The sequence below is a fragment of the Vibrio aestuarianus genome, assembly GCF_028858425.1.
Classification (GTDB): Bacteria; Pseudomonadota; Gammaproteobacteria; order Enterobacterales; family Vibrionaceae; genus Vibrio; species Vibrio aestuarianus.
Map to the genome: position 1 here is coordinate 2554408 of NZ_JAKNYQ010000001.1, position 18774 is coordinate 2573181.

The window sequence follows — 18774 nt, forward strand, 5'->3', positions numbered from 1 at the left end:
CCAACTTTCGAGCGCATTATAAAGGAATTCTTTTTGTGACGTAACACCAAAAGCAACCGTTTGCGTCATTTTTTTTGTCAAATTTGAAATACACCCATATTCAGGCGGCAACCGACACTTTTGCAGCCATTTTTAATCTGGAACTTTGCCAATATGGCGGCCTTTGATATAAAGGTATCAATTGATGTAAGAGATCTCCCTTAAATGCCCAACTATTATTTAAATCAGCTTCATCGCTCACTACTTCTGTTACTACTCCCTTTGTTGATCGTTGGCTGCCAAATTGATTCCGATCCGAAAAGCGAACTCGATCATATTCGCGAACGTGGTGTATTACGTGTTGGTACGATTAACAATCAGCTTTCTTACTATATTGGTCCTGATGGCCCAGCAGGGTTAGATTACGAATTGGCTCGTGATTTTGCTAACGAGCTCGGCGTTAAATTAGAGATGAAACCGGCTTATCGCTTATCGAGCCTGTTCCCTGCACTCAAAAATGGCGAGATAGACATGATCGCCGCGGGTTTAAGTCAATCAACTCAGCACTTAAAAGGGTTTAGGGCAGGGCCAGCCTACTACTATGTCAGCCAGCAAGTGGTGTATAAAAAAGGCTTGTGGCGACCAAGAAACCTAGACCAGTTACTGGCAAAGCAGGCTGAGCTAATAGCAGAGAATCAGGGCAACGATATTTTTTCTATCGTCGAGGAGTCTCATTTTGAAAATACCTTAAATGCCATAAAGCAAGCTCATCCAGACTTTCAATACCGCGTTGATCGCAACGCAGATGTCACAGATCTACTCAAACAGGTCTCTGAAGGCAAATTGCGCTTCACCATGGCCGACTCGGTTGAAGTCTCGCTTTCGCAACGAGTGAACCCCGATTTAGCGGTTGCTTTCGAATTAACCGAAGATCAGCCGATTGCTTGGTACGTTAAACGTTCCGAAGATGAAAGCCTTTACGCTTTAATGATTGAATTTTTTGGCAACCTAAAACAATCAGGCCATTTAGCCGCCTTGGAAGAGAAATACATTGGACACGTTGGCACGTTCGACTATGTCGATACTCGCGCTTTCATACGTGCTTTAGATAGCCGATTACCTAAGTGGTCTCCTCTTTTCCAGAAATATTCAGATGAATTTGACTGGCGCTTAGTAGCCGCACTGGCTTACCAAGAGTCACATTGGAATCCACGAGCCAAATCACCAACAGGGGTGCGAGGCATGATGATGTTGACTCAGCCCACCGCAAGAAGTGTTGATGTTGCCAATCGACTCGATCCTGAACAATCGGTGCGAGGTGGCGTCGAATATTTACGTAGAATGGTCAAACGAATTCCTGATTCAATTTCAGAGCATGAAAAGATTTGGTTTGCTCTTGCCTCTTATAATGTCGGTTATGGACATATGATGGATGCCAGACGCTTAACCAAGTTGCAAGGCGCTAACCCTGATTCGTGGACCGAGGTTAAAGAACGCCTGCCACTGCTGAGACAGAAAAAATACTTCAGCCAAACGCGTTATGGGTACGCAAGGGGCGATGAAGCAAAAGCATATGTGGAAAACATTCGTCGTTATTATCAAAGTATTATCGGCCACGTTGATCAACAAAATGCGTCACAGTCAGAATCTGACACCGCTGATTTAGTCGTAATCAATATTGAAGATGAAACACTGCTTGATGATGCCGAAAGAGAAGCAGCTCAAGATGCAAAAGAGGCGAATAGCGCTCCGCAATAATGTATTCTGATTACTTCGTATGGACGAAAAATGCGCACTTGATTTTCAGGTGTGCAACCCATACATCAAATTGTGAGCCAGATCGTTTCACAAGTTTCATATTACGGTAACAATCAGGCTCTATAAAGACAGACTTACATTGTCAAAAGGCACCCTAAAAGGTTAGGGATTATTGTCAAAACTTAGCAGTAGGAGGTTGTTTTATGCTTAAACGTAGAACGCAGTCAAAACACCTTAGTAAAACCGTATCAGCGAACCGCCGTAAGCGCATGCTGGCCAATAATAAAAAGAAAATTATTTGGCGTAATCGTGCATTTATGCAATTGCTCGCTTCTTAGATCAATCGGCAAACATCTACATCGCTAGATGTTTGCTAAAAACTCACTCTTTCTCTTGTTCTCTTTTTAACTTCTTCGCTGTTTGGATCTCTGCTCTTCTTCTCTTAAAAAAACTCTGTAACTGAGTTCGACACTCATCTTCTAACAACCCTTTTTCAATAGTTGCATAGTGATACGATGCTTGGCTTTCAAATAAATTCAGCACTGTACCTGCAGCCCCAGCTTTAAGATCTGGCGCACCATAAACAATGCGCTTTACTCGGCTATGCAGCAGCGCTCCTGCACACATAGGGCACGGCTCTAAAGTGACATACAACGTTGTGTCTAACAGACGATAATTACTGAGCACATGGCCAGCTTGACGCAATGCTTGAATTTCAGCATGAGCGGTTGCATCGTGGCTGCCAATCGAACAATTCCATCCTTCAGCAATGATCTCACCATTTTTGACAAGTACGGCCCCTACCGGCACCTCACCGGCTTGTTCCGCTATATCGGCCAACTCGATAGCACGGCGCATAAATTGATGATCTTGAGGAGTAAAACTCGTATTCATAGTTCGCGTATTTCTCTGTTATCGTTGTTAGGGTTATAGCGCATCAGCAAGAAAGTCGACCAGCAACCTCACCTTAGATGATAAATGACGATTGTGAGGATAGAGTGCCCACACACCCTCGCGATCATCACGATACGGCAATAGCACTTCCACCAGCTCACCTGATGCTAAATATGCCTCTACGTAATAATCTGGTAATTGTACCATTCCAATACCTTGCAACGCGGCATTAAGTAACGCCACACCGCTATTGCACTTAATTTTACCTTTAACACTTATCTGACGAGAACGTTGATTATCTTTAAAGCGCCAATATCCCATCGTTCCTTGTAAACATTGATGATGAGTCAGTTCAGACAAAGTATGTGGCGTACCATACTGAGCCAAATAGTCAGGACTTGCGCAAACAAACAACTGCCGATTACTCAATTTTTTAGCAATAAAGCTCGAATCCTCTAATTGCCCAAGACGCACCGCAACATCAACCCCTTGTTCAATAAGATCGAGCTTTTGGTTAGTCAGAATCAAGTCTAATTCCAGTCGAGGGTACTGTTGTAAAAATTGATTCAGTAATGGCGCCACTTTTTGTTCACCATACGTCACGGGCGCGGTGACCTTTAATAAGCCAGAGGGCGTTTGCTGCATTTGGGTTACTGTAAGCTCTGCTAACTCTAACCCTTCCACCAACTGACGACATTGATGATAATAAAGTTGCCCCGCTTCAGTCAGCGAGACCTTTCGCGTTGTTCGTTGCAATAATTTAACCGCCAAACGCGCTTCCAATGTCGCAATACGACGACTTACATTAGCCACTGAAGTCGCCAGTTTGTGTGCCGCAGATGTAAAACTACCAGTCTCAGCGACCGCTACAAATTCATTGATGCCTTCCCAATTCGCCATTTTGATTATTACTGATACGTAAAAGTAATTCTTATTTTATACTGATTATAAAATTTTAGAAATAAATATACTGTCATTAACACTCAGCGACATTCGCTGTTATACCTATATCAAAGCCCATCGACTGAATCAGTGATGCTTAATAAAGCCACACGAATGACTCAGTGGATACAACCATTCAGGCGAAAAGGAAAACATTATGTCACAACCTCAATTCATTAAATCTCGTGCTGCTATTGCATGGGGACCAAATCAACCTCTGAAAGTCGAAGAAGTTGACGTCATGTTGCCTAAAAAAGGCGAAGTGTTGGTACGTATTGTGGCGACCGGAGTATGCCACACCGACGCTTTTACCCTTTCAGGTGAAGACCCAGAGGGCATATTTCCTGCCATTTTAGGACATGAGGGCGGTGGTATTGTCGAAATGGTTGGCGAGGGTGTAACAAGCGTCGATGTCGGTGATCATGTCATTCCTCTCTACACCGCAGAATGTGGTGAGTGTAAGTTTTGTCAATCAGGTAAAACTAACCTTTGCCAAGCGGTGCGTGAAACTCAAGGTAAAGGATTGATGCCCGATGGCACCACCCGCTTTTATAAAGACGGCCAACCCATCTTCCATTACATGGGCTGCTCTACCTTTTCTGAGTACACCGTATTGCCGGAAATTTCATTAGCCAAAGTCAATAAAGATGCGCCATTAGAAGAAGTCTGTTTACTTGGATGTGGCGTAACTACTGGTATGGGCGCAGTACTTAATACCGCCAAAGTTAAGCAAGGTGATACCGTGGCGATCTTTGGCTTAGGCGGCATTGGTCTTTCGGCAATAATTGGGGCGAGAATGGCTGGTGCGAGCCGCATTATTGGGATTGATATCAACGAAAGTAAGTTTGAATTGGCGACTCAGCTAGGCGCGACCAATTGCATTAATCCGCGAAAGGTCGATAAACCAATCCAAGATGTGATCATTGAGATGACTGATGGCGGTGTTGATTTTTCTTTTGAGTGTATTGGTAACGTCAACGTGATGCGTCAAGCACTCGAATGTTGTCACAAAGGCTGGGGGGAATCTGTCATTATTGGCGTTGCAGGTGCTGGGCAAGAAATTTCAACCCGTCCTTTCCAATTAGTGACCGGTCGAGTATGGCGAGGCAGTGCATTTGGGGGCGTTAAAGGTCGCTCAGAACTGCCAGAAATCGTTGAACGTTACATGGCTGGCGAGTTTGGTTTGCAGGAGTTCATTACTCATACGATGGGCTTAGAAGATATCAACCATGCTTTTGAACTCATGCATAAAGGGGAAAGTATCCGCTCTGTGGTTCATTTTGATAAATAACGGCTTCAGTTCACACCTTCAGTCAGCAAGCACCTCTCAATGAGGTGCTTGATAGGTCATACTATGAATATTGAAAATATTAGCCAAGCCAAAGTCTTCGGTGGCTGGCATAAACAGTACACACATCGATCACAAGCGTTGGGATGTACCATGCGTTTCGCCATTTTCCTTCCCCCGCAAGCTGACCATCACCCCGTTCCGGTTCTGTATTGGTTATCCGGCTTAACCTGTAACGATGAAAATTTCATGCAAAAAGCAGGCGCTTTCAAAGAGGCGGCCAAGTTAGGTATCGCGATTGTCGCGGCTGATACTAGCCCACGAGGAGAAGGAGTGCCTGATGATGCACAAGGTTGCTACGACTTAGGCTTAGGCGCGGGGTTTTATCTCAATGCAACCCAAGCGCCTTGGTCTCAGCACTACCAAATGTACTCGTACATCGTACAAGAACTGCCAGATTTGATTGAGCAACATTTTCCAGTCAATGATAAACGCGCCATATCAGGACACAGCATGGGAGGCCATGGAGCGCTGACCATTGGATTTAAAAATGCTACACGCTATCAATCAATATCCGCTTTCAGTCCTATCTGTAACCCTATGCAATGTCCCTGGGGACAAAAAGCATTTCGACATTACCTTGGTAATGATCAACAAGCTTGGAAAGCTTATGACGCGGTTGAGCTCTTAAGTTCACACACGCCCAAGCTGCCAATTTTGGTTGATCAGGGAGAAGAAGATACTTTTTTACACGCGCAGTTAAAACCAGAACGACTCGCAGCGGCAGCGCAAGCTTCAAATAGCCCACTCACTTTAAGAATGCATAAAGGCTACGATCATAGTTACTTTTTTATTCAAAGTTTCATTGATGAGCATTTAGCCTTCCATGTACAACATCTCAATCCATAAGCTTCGAATCGTCCACAAAAAAGCCCGTGAACAGTATCACGGGCCTTCTTTACTTGATTTGAAGCATCACTTACATGCTGTAAGTATATGGTGCTTGCACGCCTAGAGGGATACCGAAAGCCCAATAAGCCAGCAAGAAAACCGTCCAACCGATAAGCATTGCAATTGAGAACGGCATCATCAATGACGCTAATGTACCAATACCTGTTGATTTCACATAACGTTGGCAATAAACCACAACCAGTGGGAAGAACACCATTAGCGGAGAGATAATGTTAGAAACTGAATCACCTACACGGTAAGCCGCTTGCGAGAGTTCAGGAGAGATCCCCACCGCCATTAACATTGGTACTAGAATTGGACCAATTAATGCCCACTTAGCTGACGCCGAGCCTACCAACAAGTTAACGCACGCTGTCAGTAGAATCATACCAACAATCGTAGCCTGACCAGGTAGATCCATCGCTTTGAGACCTTCAGCGCCATACAACGCCAACATAGTACCGATATTCGATTGACCAAATGCTGATAAGAACTGAGCACAGAAGAACGACATAACAATGTACGCGCCCATCGTTGCCATCGTTGCAGACATTGCTTTAATGACATCATTGCTGTTTTTAAAAGTACCAGCGACACGGCCATAAACAATGCCCGGAATAATAAATAGGATAAAAATCAGTGGCACAATAGATTTCATCACTGGTGCAGAGAATGCGGTGAGCTCACCATCAGGTGAACGGAGCGCTGAATTTTCAGGGATCAGTGCTGCCACAAGCAAACCAATACCAACAATCATTGCCCACCCCGCATACTTAAATGCTTTTGATTCAATCGCAGTAAAAGTACCTAAATCGGGTGCGGTTTCTGCATCTTCATCAACAGGCATTTTAGCCAAACGTGGCTCAATGATTTTCTCTGTCACGTACCAACCAATCGCCACAATGATGATCGATGAAAGGCCGGTGAAAAAAATATTCGCTAACGGGTTAACCACATAGTCAGGATCCAGTACTTGAGCAGCCGTTTGAGTAAAGCCAGCCAGTAGCGGGTCAATACCTGAAGGAATAAAGTTCGCTGAAAAACCACCCGATACACCAGCAAAAGCCGCGGCAATACCAGCTAATGGATGACGCCCCGCAGCATGGAAGATAATACCGCCCAATGGAATGACCAGTACATAACCAGCATCAGCGGCAGTATGGGAAACAATAGCCACTAAAATCAGCATTGGGGTAAGAAGCTTAGCGGGTGTGAAGTTCAGCATTTTCTTCAAACCCGTGGTGATAAAGCCTGAAGAGTCAGCAACACCAACACCAAGCATGGCAACCAAAACGATGCCTAACGGCGCAAAACTGGTGAATGTGGTGACCATATTCGCCAAGAAACTCGCAAGCGCTTGGCCAGTCAGTAAGTTGTTAACTTGCAGTGCTTCACCCGTGCGAGGATTGATAAGATCGAATGTAACATTCGACAAAAGTGCAGATGAAACCCAAACAATAACCAGTGCCCAGAAAAACAAAATAGCAGGATCTGGGATTTTGTTACCTGCTCGTTCAATAAAGTTTAAAAAGCGATCCATACCGCTCGGCTTCGGCGATGGTGCTTGTTGTGTCGCTTGGTTACTCATTGGTAACTCCATATGTGATGTTGCATTTGCAGGTCTTCGTAAAATAGTTTTTCGACCCAATAATTAGCGATAATTCTATAAAAAAGTGAAAGCTAAAACACAACACCCTATGTGTTTTTGCAAAAATGGAGACATAACTTGCAAAAACAGCACCACACTACAACAATCCACACACAAGCAGATATCAATTAGCGCTACAAATAGATAACTTTAGCGCAAAAACATTGATTCCATTTATGAGTAAACGCTGAGTTAACAAAAAATTAAATACTCGAATCAATCGGTGTTACCTCATAAAAAAACATGAGAGCGTGTTGACCTTAATAACAGCCAAGTAGGAAATGATTAATCAAATTCGCTGAATGCTGAGAGCATAGTTTGCAACTTCACAGACTGCTTTTCCCCTTGACGATCAAACCATGATGCTTCGATATCAATACTCTTTAATGCGCCCGATAAGCTCACAGAGGGAACAGACCAACGTAAAGTATAAAAAGAATGCGAGGTATCTTGCCCATCAATAATATCGGCAGAGAAATCTGCTAATGTCATTGAAGATAACGCTGAGGACGCACCACGAGTACGAAACCACTCCAGTTTATTTTCAGCCAAATGAAGCGCTTCAATACTATGCAAAGCAAAGTCTGCTCTTTGCTCAACATAAATGTGCAGTTTCACTAACCCTAGGCTACTAATACCAATCAATAGAAAAGCAATCATCACTTCGATAAGGCTAAAACCTTTTTGTTTAGAGATCATTCCACGACCCCTTGCGCCATTTGACGGTATTAAAAGGTTTCCTTGATTCATCAATCACATCTTTATTAAAACGAAAATCTAGCGAATTAAAGAAAATAGCCGCTTGCCCTTCAGCATCAAAAAACTGCCCACCCGACACTGCAAATGCACCATGCTGATAATAAGAAGCTGCCGTGCGATAACTGTTCTCAATTGGACTAGATGCATGGTTTAAATAAGCATTGGCGGCAAAAGCCGCCCAGTCTGCCACCGTCGGTTGGTAATCTACATTAAAATGAAATAGCACACCTTTGAATGGATGGGCAGAAGCACCTAACTCGGGCTTACCCATTATCGACATTAACCCATCATGCACCAAAATAGTCACCCCCTGCGTTGTTTGAGTAGCATCGACAAGAGCGTTATATTCTGAACTCTCTATTTCACAGCCCCCTTCTAACCAAACCCGAGTATTACCAGCGTCAATTTCACTTGCCAATTTAGTCCCGCAATGGCTAACAGTTTTTGGCGAACCGCTGCCGCTAATCACTGTAAATTCACCACTATCTCTTACTGTATTGTGCTCAGTAACAGGTACACCAAAATATGCTTCAAATGGCGATACATCAGGATCCAACACGAAATCTCGCCCAACACCAATACCACCAATTAATGAAGATAAATGGTCATTACCTTGAAGGTTAATACACTCCTTACCATCCGGATTGTTAAAATCGGCGTAGGGAGGAACTCCATGAACAATACCCTTGTTGTCGACCACGGCCGCATAAAATCGACTGCGATATCTAAGTGCAATACATTGCCATCCATCTGCGGTTAATGCTCCGGGATCTGGCGTTGAAAATGTCGCACTTGAATGAAAATAGAGATCGGCGCTGGATTGCATCGCGCCCGGTTGTAAGGCACCAGACGTTAAAATTGTTTTGGAAAGAGAAAGGTAATGAGAACGAGCTGAAACTAAATAGCCGTTCGCCAATGGTTCTAAGGTCAATGCGACAGGTGTGGTAAATAGACAAGGTTGAAGTGTGCCAGGTAACCCATCTGCCAGTTTAAATTGCGTATAAACGCACTCAAGTCCCCCCTCTGCTCGCCAGTGATCTTGCCTTGCTTCAATTTCATTTTGCGCTCTTTTGATTTGATAAAGGGTCGCGCGATAACTGCCCAAAACCAGCATCAAGGTAATAGCCAATAGCAATGCTGTGACTAATAGCGTAATTGCCCCTCGCCACTTCGCTCGCCTCATTGCCAATTCCTCTGCTTAATATTGATTGCAAGTGCATGGGAAACACTAGGATCACCAACTAGTGCTGCGGCCATCGAAATAGTGAGATAAGCAGAGCTGACACCCGATGATGCCAAGCTTACTTGCTGCACATGAAACTTAGTCACCATGATTTGCTGCGGTTCAAAAATAGCCGAGCAACCCGATGTCGCAGCTGACACTGTTTTTGTCACCATTGACGACGGTCTATCACACACTTTCAACTCACCAGAAACCCAGCTCAGTGATACATTACGAATTTGTTCAGGCGGTTGGCGGTCATCTAAGTAAGCGTAAGCAATCGTTTTGGCATCCGCCGAAATATAAACCAGATCATCACTATCTTGCAGCCGTAAAGGGGAGCGACTATCACCAGCGTAGCCCGCTCGCTGAATGTCTTGTTTTAAGTATTGTAAAGTGCCATAGACTTGTTGCAGCAGCAGTAGTTCTTTACCTCTTTCTGCTGCGCTGCTCTGACTAGTGACAAATACCGAACCAATGATGCCAATAGCCATTAAACCAATAACTGACGCGACCATAAATTCGATCAACGTAGCCCCGCCTTGTTGCAATGAATTAAGAACACGCCTTGAAACCAAAGTGGTCTCCTCCAACAGCGCATATTCTCATTTTTCCCGAAAGGCGAAATGATCCTAATTTTAAAGCACCACCACTGCTGGTAAAAATAAAACTGCCGCTAGTCGCTCGGCCATTAATTGCATCGAAATTAATCTGTTCTGAAACATACGTTGTCGATACCTCGATATTGTTATAAGCCTCTCCAGAAAGGGATGAAAGAACGGTTCCTCCAGGATTTGTGGCAGAATCCGTTAACACGATAGACCAATCACCACTGTTATTACTTGCGCCAGAAATAGCGATATGAGCCCATAACTCTGTTTTTCTTCTCACCGCTTCTGAACGAGCATTCATCACAAATCCATTCAATTCATTAGCTAAGCGCTTCATTTTTTGACTCTCACTGACACGCGTAAAACTTGGAGCGGCAACCGACAGTAAAACGGCAAGTACCATTACAGTGATCAGCAGTTCTAACAGAGTAAATCCGCGAGCCATTTCCCAAACTCCCATGTAAATAAAATATGAAACAAAATTCATCTTGCGCGAATGCTAACACCTAATAAAAATGAGCGGGAAATCGATAAGGAACTCCACGTGATGATTCGAAATTCACTCTGCAACGGCAACAAAATAAGACGATTAGGAATGACATTGATCGAATTATTGATCGTCGTATCAATCATTAGCCTGTTAGCGGCTATCGCCTACCCCAGTTACAGCAAACATGTATTGAAAGGACATAGGACAACCGCATTGGCAGATATGGCGAAAATTCAGCTCACGCTAGAGCATCACTACGACAATGGTTATAACTGGAGTCAGATCATGTCAGGAGGAACATGTCTAATTTGTGATAGTGATAGCGAGCGCTATCTATTTGCTGTTGCGAGCTCTGCAACCCATGCTTATATCATTACCGCAACGGCACAAGCGACTAAGGGGCAAGATAAAGACCCATGTTTGCTCAGTGATAAGAAAATGACACTCACAGCCAATAATGAAGCCGAGCCGAAAACGTGTTGGAAATAGCTTATGGTTTGTGAATGCCAAAAACAAACAAGGCCCGCAATTGCGAACCTTGAAATATCATATTGTTAACGCGCTATTAGCTAGTTAAGTCATCAAAGAACTTTTTAACGCCATTGAAAAAACCTTCCGATTTAGGTTTATGCTTATTCGCTGCATCCCCACCGCAAGTATCCTCAAATTCACGTAATAGCTCTTTTTGGCGTGCGCTAAGTTTGACCGGTGTTTCAACGACTAACTTAACGATCAAATCACCAACCGCTCCACCACGAACGCCTTTCACACCCTTGCCGCGCATACGGAACATACGTCCAGTTTGCGTTTCTTCAGGTACTTTTAAGCTAACACGGCCATCCAATGTTGGAACTTCAACTTCCCCACCAAGCGCTGCCATCGTAAAGCTAACAGGAACTTCGCAGTACAAGTTATTGCCATCACGCTCAAAAATGTTGTGCTCTTTGACATGCACTTGTACGTACAAATCGCCAGCTGGTGCGCCCATTTCCCCAGCTTCACCTTCACCGGACAGACGAATGCGATCGCCCGTATCTACGCCCGCTGGAATTTTCACACTCAGCGTTTTCGATTTTTGCTTGCGACCTTGGCCATGACACACATTACATGGGTCTTTGATGATCTTACCTTTACCATTACAGGTTGGACAGGTTTGCTGAACAGCGAAGAAACCCTGACGCATCTGAACTTGACCATGCCCATGACAAGTGCCACAAGTCTGAGCCGACGTGCCCTTCTTAGCACCCGTCCCTTCACAACTGTCACAATGCACTAGTGTTGGTATTTCAATTTCTTTCGAACAACCACGAACCGCTTCTTCTAGCGATAATTCCATGTTGTAGCGTAAGTCTGCACCGCGTTGTGCACGAGCTTGGCCACCACCACGGCGACCACCGCCAAAGATATCACCAAAGACATCACCGAAAATGTCGCCGAAGTCTGCGCTACCACCGCCACCGAAGCCACCACCGCCCATGCCGCCTTGTTGAAAGGCTGCATGACCATATTGATCATAAGCGGCTTTCTTTTGTGGGTCAGTTAAAATTTCATACGCTTCTTTTACTTCTTTAAACTTATCCGAAGCGCTTGCATCCCCTTGATTTCTATCAGGGTGAAACTTCATTGCTAAGCGTTTATACGCCTTTTTAATATCGCGCTCAGAGGCATCTCGGCCAACGCCTAATACTTCGTAAAAATCACGTTTTGACATGTTCTTCGTCACCAATTTATTACTGCAAACGACAAATATCGTTCGGTGTTTATATCAATCTAACTAATGGCTCTAGATTCTAATGAACTAAAATTAAAAAGACACTTTTAGTTAGATAGACACCAATGTTTTTGATTATGACTTACAAACGTACGGGCGTAAGAGTTACCTCAAACGCCCGCAAGAATAGTCCAGACAAGGATCTTGATTCAAAACTAGATAGCTTGATTTAGGAGGAAGTGCGTTATCTCTATCGCACTTCTAACACCTAAATTAGGCAACTCTAGTAAAGAGAATTACTTCTTGTCTTCTTTAACTTCTTCAAACTCAGCATCTACAACATCATCTTCTGCTGATTGTTGCTGGCCTTCACCGGCTTGCTGTGCTTGAGCTTTCTGTTGAGCGATTTCCATCAACTTCTGAGCAGCAGCCATTAAAGCTTGAACTTTAGCGTCGATAGCTTCTTTATCTTCGCCTTTCTTCGCTTCTTCTAGCTCTGTAATCGCCGCTTCAATTTTCACTTTATCGTCAGCAGGAAGCGCATCACCCGCTTCTTCAATTTGCTTACGTGTACCGTGAATCATTTGGTCAGCTTGGTTACGTGCAACCACTAACTCTTCGAACTTCTTGTCCGCTTCTTTGTTAGCTTCTGCTTCTTGTACCATTTTCTCGATTTCTTCATCAGACAGACCACCTGAAGCTTGGATCGTAATCTTCTGCTCTTTACCAGTTTGTTTGTCTTTCGCTGATACCTTCAAGATACCATCAGCATCAAGGTCGAAAGTTACTTCAATTTGCGGCATACCACGTGGCGCAGGCTGAATACCCTCTAGGTTAAACTGACCAAGAGACTTGTTGTAAGTCGCTTGCTTACGCTCACCTTGAAGAACGTGAATCGTTACTGCGCTTTGGTTATCTTCAGCTGTTGAGAACACTTGATCCGCTTTGGTTGGGATGGTTGTGTTTTTCTCAATCAGTTTAGTCATTACACCACCCATCGTTTCGATACCGAAAGATAGAGGAGTAACGTCTAGCAATAGTACGTCTTTAACATCACCCGCTAGTACACCACCTTGAATTGCCGCACCAACCGCTACTGCTTCATCAGGGTTCACGTCACGACGAGCTTCTTTACCGAAGAACTCAGCCACTTTCGCTTGAACCATTGGCATACGAGTCTGACCACCAACGAGGATAACATCAGTAATGTCACCTACAGATAGGTCAGCATCCGCTAGAGCAACTTTTAGAGGCTCAAGTGAACGTTGTACTAGGTCTTCAACTAGAGATTCTAGTTTCGCACGCGTTACTTTAACGTTCATGTGCTTAGGACCCGTTGCATCTGCCGTTACGTAAGGCAGATTTACGTCAGTTTGAGAAGCTGAAGAAAGCTCAATTTTCGCTTTTTCTGCCGCTTCTTTAACACGTTGCATTGCTAACGGATCAGTTTTCAGGTTGATGCCTTGTTCTTTTTTGAACTCATCAACGAGGTAGTTGATCAAGCGGTTATCGAAGTCTTCACCACCAAGGTGTGTGTCACCGTTAGTTGCTAGAACTTCAAATGTTTTCTCGCCTTCAACTTCATCGATCTCGATGATTGAAATATCAAATGTACCACCACCAAGGTCGTAAACTGCGATAACGCGATCGCCGCCTGACTTGTCTAGGCCGTATGCTAGAGCAGCAGCCGTTGGTTCGTTGATGATACGTTTAACGTCTAGACCAGCAATACGACCAGCATCTTTTGTTGCTTGGCGTTGAGCATCGTTAAAGTAAGCAGGAACAGTAATTACTGCGCCAGTGACTTCTTCACCTAGGAAGTCTTCAGCTGTTTTCTTCATTTTCTTAAGAATTTCAGCTGAAACTTGAGGAGCCGCCATTTTCTGGCCTTTTGCTTCAACCCAAGCATCACCGTTATCAGCTTTTACAATTTTGTAAGGCATGATTTCGATGTCACGTTGTACTTCTTCGTCTTCAAAACGACGACCGATCAAACGCTTAATTGCAAATAGCGTGTTGGTTGGGTTTGTTACCGCTTGACGTTTTGCAGGCTGACCTACTAGCGTCTCACCATCTGTATATGCAATTACCGATGCCGTTGTACGCTCACCTTCTGCGTTTTCGATTACGCGAGGTTTGTCGCCATCTAAAACAGCAACACAAGAGTTAGTAGTACCTAAGTCAATACCAATGATCTTACCCATCTGGCTATCTCCAAATAAATTCTATTTTGTTTTTCACTATCCCCAATATGGGGCTGGAGAACAGGGTTTCAACCCTGGCTCACAAACTAAACAAGGATGTTTGTTTCTCGTATGCCCAATAAATAGGGGCGCTAAAAACCATTTCAAGGGCAAATTTGAAAAAAATTACGATTTTTATATCTAAACTCTTCTTCGTGCCGATGAATACAGGAATACGCGCTAGGCATAACGACATAAACCATGAGTTTTCTTCTATCAAACATCTACTCATTAAAAAGAGAGGCCTTAGCCTCCCTTGTACAGCAAACAAGCCAAAACTTGATTGCAAATCATCACTCTTAAATAACATCATGGAGAAACAATAACTAAATTGCGCACCAATGAATTAAAAATGATTATTTCGAAACCATCACCATTGCCGGACGAACAACGCGCCCATTAAGTTCATAGCCTTTTTGCATCACAAACATCACCGTATTCGGCTCGTGATCAGGACTCTCTTGGATCGACATCGCTTGGTGGAATTCAGGATTAAATACTTCGCCTTCTGGATTAATTTCTTTCAGACCAAATTTTTCAATTACGCCAACAAACGTTTTATGCGTAAGCTCGACACCTTCAACCAATGGCTTGATCACTTCATTGTCAGCATCAGCCGCTTGAATAGCGCGCTCTAGGTTATCCAGTACTGGTAATAACTCTTCTGCAAAGCGGCTCAAGGCGTACTTACGCGCTTTATCAACTTCGGCTTCAGAGCGACGACGCATATTTTCAACTTCAGCTTTTGCTCTTAGAACCGTATCTTGCTGCTCTTGAATTTTTGCTTCGCTCGATAGTAACGCGGCTTCTAATTGAGCAATTTTGGCTTCTTGCTCATCCAATTCAACGCTTTCGTTCCAATCGATATCAGCTTCAGTACCCACAGCTTCAGCTTCTTGCTCTACTACATCTTGCTGTAGCTCTTCTTCTTTCATGGTGTTTTTTTCGTTGCTCATGATATCTCCAGAATCCAACTATTTTGCGCTTAACACGGCAAGTATCCGCACGTTAAACACACAAAAATTCGCACAAAGGCATAACTTGCCTTTATTATGGGGATGATGAATCCTGATTCAAGCCTAATTAGTTGGGAAAACCTATGAAAAAACCATTTGAAGTGATAGCTATCATTGGAAAACCGCGCGATCAACAAGCCATACATACGCATAAAGAGCTTTACCAGTGGTTAACTTCAATCGGATATCCAGTCTTTGTCGATGACAGACTGAGTGACATTTTAGATGGTGTCCCTGCCGAGCATTTCGCAAGCTTATTGGATATTGGTAAAAAAGCAGATTTAGCCATTGTCGTCGGTGGTGACGGCAACATGCTTGGTGCTGCTCGAGTACTGTCACGGTTTGATATTTCGGTTATTGGTGTCAACCGCGGAAATTTAGGCTTTCTAACAGACCTAAACCCAGAAGATTTTCAGCAACGGCTGCAAGCGGTGCTTAATGGCGAATATCTAGAAGAGCAGCGCTTTTTACTCGAAGCGGAAATTCATCGCCACGGGCAAGTGAAAAGCCATAACACCGCACTTAATGAAGCAGTACTTCACCCAGGGCAAGTTGCGCGAATGATTGAATTTGAGGTCTATATTGACAATAGCTTTGCTTTCTCACAACGTTCTGATGGTCTCATTATCTCAACCCCAACAGGCTCAACGGCTTATTCACTTTCCGGAGGCGGGCCAATTTTATCGCCAAGCCTTAATGCCATCACTTTAGTGCCAATGTTCCCGCATACACTTTCTAGCCGCCCACTGGTTGTCGATGGTAACCGTAAAATTAAGCTTATCGTGTCACCAGATAACAGGGGCACACAAGAAGTAAGCTGTGATGGGCAAGTCTCTTTACCTGTCTCGCCAGGTGACGAAATTCATATCTATCAAAGCCCTAATATCTTAAGGCTGATCCACCCTAAAGATTACAGTTACTACCATGTATTACGGGAAAAATTGGGCTGGTCGAGTAAGCTATTTTAAATTAAGAAGTACTTCACAATTCTCTTGCTAGCAAAAATAAAATGACCTGAGCAACTTTACTGTATAAAAAAACAGGTTATACTGTTTTCTTATACAGTATTGTTCAATTATACAGGTAATAAAATGCTGGCTCATTTAAGTGTGAATAATTTTGCTATCGTTAAATCATTGCAGTTAGAGCTTTCCAAAGGAATGACAACCATTACTGGCGAAACCGGTGCAGGGAAGTCGATTGCCATTGATGCGCTTAGCCTCTGTCTTGGTGGCCGCGCAGAAGCCGGCATGGTCAGACAAGATGAAGAAAAAACCGAAGTCAGCGCTGCCTTTATTTTGGATAATAATCTACATGCTACGCGTTGGTTAGAAGACAATGATCTGCTCGATAATAAAGAGTGTATTTTACGTCGAATTATCACCAAAGAAGGGCGTTCACGCGCTTTCATTAACGGTAGCCCAGTTCCGCTTTCTCAACTAAAAGCACTCGGACAACTGTTGATCAATATCCATGGCCAACATGCTCACCACCAATTAATGAAAAGTGAACATCAAATGGTCATGCTTGATCAGTATGCAGGCCATATTAGCTTGTTAAAAGAAACAAGGTTAGCCTATCAAGCTTGGCGTCAAGCCGATAATCAACTTAACCAACTCAAAGAAAATAGTCAGCAAAATCAAGCTCAAATACAACTTTTGGAATACCAAATTAAAGAGCTAAACGAATTGGCTATCGGCGAAGAAGAGTTCAATGAATTAGAGCAAGAGCATAAACGCTTATCTAACAGTGGTGACCTAGCCACGCTTTGCCAACAAGCGATCGAACTCATCTACGAAGGTGAAGAAGTGAATGCGCTTGGCATACTACAGTCAACAATCAGCTCATTGAATGAACTTGCAGGTTTAGACGCAAAACTCGCCCAACTACCTAATATGGTGGCAGAAGCGATGATCCAGTTAGAAGAAGCCAATAGCGAGCTAAGACATTATTTAGACAGCATCGACGTAGACCCTGAACGTATGGCTTATGTCGAAGCACGTTACTCAAAAGTCATGTCTATCTCTCGTAAACATCATATTGCGGCAGAAAATCTGTATCAGCATCATCAAGATCTTTTAAAGCAGATCGAACAACTCGATTGCTCTGAAGAAAAATTGCAAGCAATAGAAATGGACGTCGAAAAACACTACCAAAGCTTTGTTGTCGTTGCTGACAAACTGCATAAATCTCGTAGCCGTTACGCTAAAGAGTTAGATAAACTCATTAGCCAAAGTATGCATGAATTGAGCATGGAAAAAGCTAAATTTTGCATCGAAGTTAAACATGAAACGACACATCCATCACCATTAGGTTTTGATACTGTGACCTTCTTAGTTTCAACCAACCCAGGGCAACCGTTGCAACCCATTGCCAAAGTGGCATCAGGTGGTGAACTATCTCGAATCTCATTAGCTATCCAAGTGATCACCGCTCAAAAAGTGGACACGCCAAGTCTAATTTTTGATGAAGTAGATGTGGGTATCAGCGGCCCAACGGCAGCCGTTGTCGGAAGAATGTTAAGAACACTAGGTGAATCAACACAGGTACTGTGCGTTACTCACCTGCCACAAGTCGCTGGTTGCGGCCATCAGCAATTATTTGTGAGTAAGCAAGCCAAGGCAGGAAAAACCGAAACCCAAATGAAACGTTTAGACACTGAACAACGCATTACAGAACTTGCGAGATTATTGGGGGGAAGCAAAATTACGGAGTCAACCCTAGCCAATGCTAAAGAGCTATTGATCGCAGCTTAAGTTCGTTTTTTCTTCTCGGTTTGCAACTAAACTCAAAATTCACGGTCTCAATTAGCTCGTAGTTCAGTCAGCTTTTTACTTCTGCCGTGAGCTTGTTTATTATCAGCCAAGTTTTAAAACTTATTAGCAAAGAATTTAAGTATGCAGTTAAAGAAATGGTTAATAGCAGTACCACTCGCTATCACAATGCTAACTGGGTGTTCGTTGGCAGAAAAACTGGTATATCGTATCGACATTAACCAAGGTAATTATGTAGAGCAACAAGCGGTAGATAAGCTTAAGTTCGGAATGACCAAGGAACAAGTTCGATATGTCATGGGCTCTCCAATGTTGGTTGAAAATGGTTACCCTGATACGTGGTATTACATTTATCACCATACCAAAGGCCACAAAGCTTCTATACAGAAAAACCTGATTGTGAACTTTAACCCTTCTGGTTCCTTGGTTAACGTCGCTGGAGACTTCTCCCCAAGCGAACAGTTTTTCGAAGGCATAAACTAACTCGG

At 43.6% G+C, this 18774-nt stretch carries 18 protein-coding genes; 8 read left to right on the top strand and 10 right to left on the bottom strand.

The annotated features are described in order from the left end of the window. Positions 1 to 204 precede the first annotated feature (204 nt). Together mltF and MCT08_RS11690 are read left to right on the top strand one after the other, a co-directional pair. A complete protein-coding gene (mltF, locus tag MCT08_RS11685) occupies positions 205 to 1737 on the top strand; it encodes a membrane-bound lytic murein transglycosylase MltF (RefSeq protein WP_172532286.1) in 1533 nt (510 codons plus the stop codon). 203 nt (positions 1738 to 1940) lie between these two features. Further along, entirely contained in the window at positions 1941 to 2075 is a 135-nt protein-coding gene (locus tag MCT08_RS11690; protein ID WP_255091331.1) for a hypothetical protein, read from the top strand. Between the two features lie 43 nt (positions 2076 to 2118). On the opposite strand, the gene tadA is transcribed toward MCT08_RS11690, so the two are convergent. Beyond that, positions 2119 to 2631, bottom strand: coding sequence for a tRNA adenosine(34) deaminase TadA (gene tadA / locus MCT08_RS11695; protein WP_053310347.1), 513 nt, complete (start codon positions 2629 to 2631; stop codon positions 2119 to 2121). 33 nt (positions 2632 to 2664) lie between these two features. Continuing rightward, positions 2665 to 3531, bottom strand: a complete 867-nt coding sequence (locus MCT08_RS11700; RefSeq protein WP_274678459.1) for a LysR family transcriptional regulator — start codon at positions 3529 to 3531, stop codon at positions 2665 to 2667. Between the two features lie 199 nt (positions 3532 to 3730). Here MCT08_RS11700 and MCT08_RS11705 point away from each other — a divergent pair, with 199 nt between their 5' ends. Together MCT08_RS11705 and fghA are read left to right on the top strand one after the other, a co-directional pair. Continuing rightward, positions 3731 to 4864, top strand: a complete 1134-nt coding sequence (locus MCT08_RS11705; RefSeq protein ID WP_053310349.1) for an S-(hydroxymethyl)glutathione dehydrogenase/class III alcohol dehydrogenase — start codon at positions 3731 to 3733, stop codon at positions 4862 to 4864. Between the two features lie 63 nt (positions 4865 to 4927). Further along, positions 4928 to 5770: an S-formylglutathione hydrolase gene (gene fghA, locus MCT08_RS11710; protein ID WP_274678460.1), complete on the top strand. Its 843-nt coding sequence runs from the start codon at positions 4928 to 4930 to the stop codon at positions 5768 to 5770. 70 nt (positions 5771 to 5840) lie between these two features. Here fghA and MCT08_RS11715 read toward each other — a convergent pair whose 3' ends face one another. The 5 genes from MCT08_RS11715 to MCT08_RS11735 all read right to left on the bottom strand — a co-directional run bounded on the left by MCT08_RS11715 (position 5841) and on the right by MCT08_RS11735 (position 10497). Continuing rightward, on the bottom strand, positions 5841 to 7400 hold the full coding sequence (locus MCT08_RS11715) for an AbgT family transporter (RefSeq protein WP_168780629.1): 1560 nt from the start codon (positions 7398 to 7400) through the stop codon (positions 5841 to 5843). Between the two features lie 345 nt (positions 7401 to 7745). After that, complete coding sequence (locus tag MCT08_RS11720) at positions 7746 to 8159, bottom strand: type IV pilus modification PilV family protein (protein ID WP_261926535.1); 414 nt, start codon at positions 8157 to 8159, stop codon at positions 7746 to 7748. Then, positions 8149 to 9402 (bottom strand): hypothetical protein, encoded by a 1254-nt coding sequence (locus tag MCT08_RS11725; protein WP_274678461.1) that lies wholly within the window; start codon positions 9400 to 9402, stop codon positions 8149 to 8151. The genes MCT08_RS11720 and MCT08_RS11725 overlap by 11 nt, the downstream gene beginning before the upstream one ends. Further along, entirely contained in the window at positions 9399 to 10019 is a 621-nt protein-coding gene (locus MCT08_RS11730; protein ID WP_254068132.1) for a PilW family protein, read from the bottom strand. The genes MCT08_RS11725 and MCT08_RS11730 overlap by 4 nt, the downstream gene beginning before the upstream one ends. Then, positions 9997 to 10497, bottom strand: a complete 501-nt coding sequence (locus MCT08_RS11735; RefSeq protein ID WP_053310355.1) for a GspH/FimT family pseudopilin — start codon at positions 10495 to 10497, stop codon at positions 9997 to 9999. Before MCT08_RS11735 ends, MCT08_RS11730 begins: the two co-directional genes overlap by 23 nt. A gap of 102 nt (positions 10498 to 10599) precedes the next feature. On the opposite strand from MCT08_RS11735, the gene MCT08_RS11740 reads away from it, so the two are divergent. Next, positions 10600 to 11031: a type IV pilin protein gene (locus MCT08_RS11740; protein WP_274678680.1), complete on the top strand. Its 432-nt coding sequence runs from the start codon at positions 10600 to 10602 to the stop codon at positions 11029 to 11031. A 76-nt stretch (positions 11032 to 11107) separates the two neighbouring features. Here the strand turns inward: MCT08_RS11740 and dnaJ are convergent, their stop codons facing one another. The 3 genes from dnaJ to grpE all read right to left on the bottom strand — a co-directional run bounded on the left by dnaJ (position 11108) and on the right by grpE (position 15452). Further along, positions 11108 to 12253 (bottom strand): molecular chaperone DnaJ, encoded by a 1146-nt coding sequence (gene dnaJ / locus MCT08_RS11745; protein ID WP_274678462.1) that lies wholly within the window; start codon positions 12251 to 12253, stop codon positions 11108 to 11110. 296 nt (positions 12254 to 12549) lie between these two features. Next, positions 12550 to 14457, bottom strand: coding sequence for a molecular chaperone DnaK (gene dnaK, locus MCT08_RS11750; RefSeq protein WP_053310358.1), 1908 nt, complete (start codon positions 14455 to 14457; stop codon positions 12550 to 12552). A gap of 395 nt (positions 14458 to 14852) precedes the next feature. Beyond that, positions 14853 to 15452 (bottom strand): nucleotide exchange factor GrpE, encoded by a 600-nt coding sequence (gene grpE, locus MCT08_RS11755; protein ID WP_053310360.1) that lies wholly within the window; start codon positions 15450 to 15452, stop codon positions 14853 to 14855. Between the two features lie 143 nt (positions 15453 to 15595). On the opposite strand from grpE, the gene nadK reads away from it, so the two are divergent. From nadK to bamE, 3 genes are all read left to right on the top strand, one after another. Further along, positions 15596 to 16480 carry an NAD(+) kinase gene (gene nadK / locus MCT08_RS11760; RefSeq protein ID WP_168523034.1) on the top strand — a complete coding sequence of 295 codons (885 nt, stop codon included), beginning with the start codon at positions 15596 to 15598 and terminating at the stop codon, positions 16478 to 16480. 123 nt (positions 16481 to 16603) lie between these two features. Continuing rightward, positions 16604 to 18268 (top strand): DNA repair protein RecN, encoded by a 1665-nt coding sequence (gene recN / locus MCT08_RS11765; protein ID WP_274678463.1) that lies wholly within the window; start codon positions 16604 to 16606, stop codon positions 18266 to 18268. A 141-nt stretch (positions 18269 to 18409) separates the two neighbouring features. Continuing rightward, positions 18410 to 18769: an outer membrane protein assembly factor BamE gene (gene bamE / locus MCT08_RS11770; RefSeq protein ID WP_261926533.1), complete on the top strand. Its 360-nt coding sequence runs from the start codon at positions 18410 to 18412 to the stop codon at positions 18767 to 18769. Positions 18770 to 18774 lie beyond the last annotated feature (5 nt).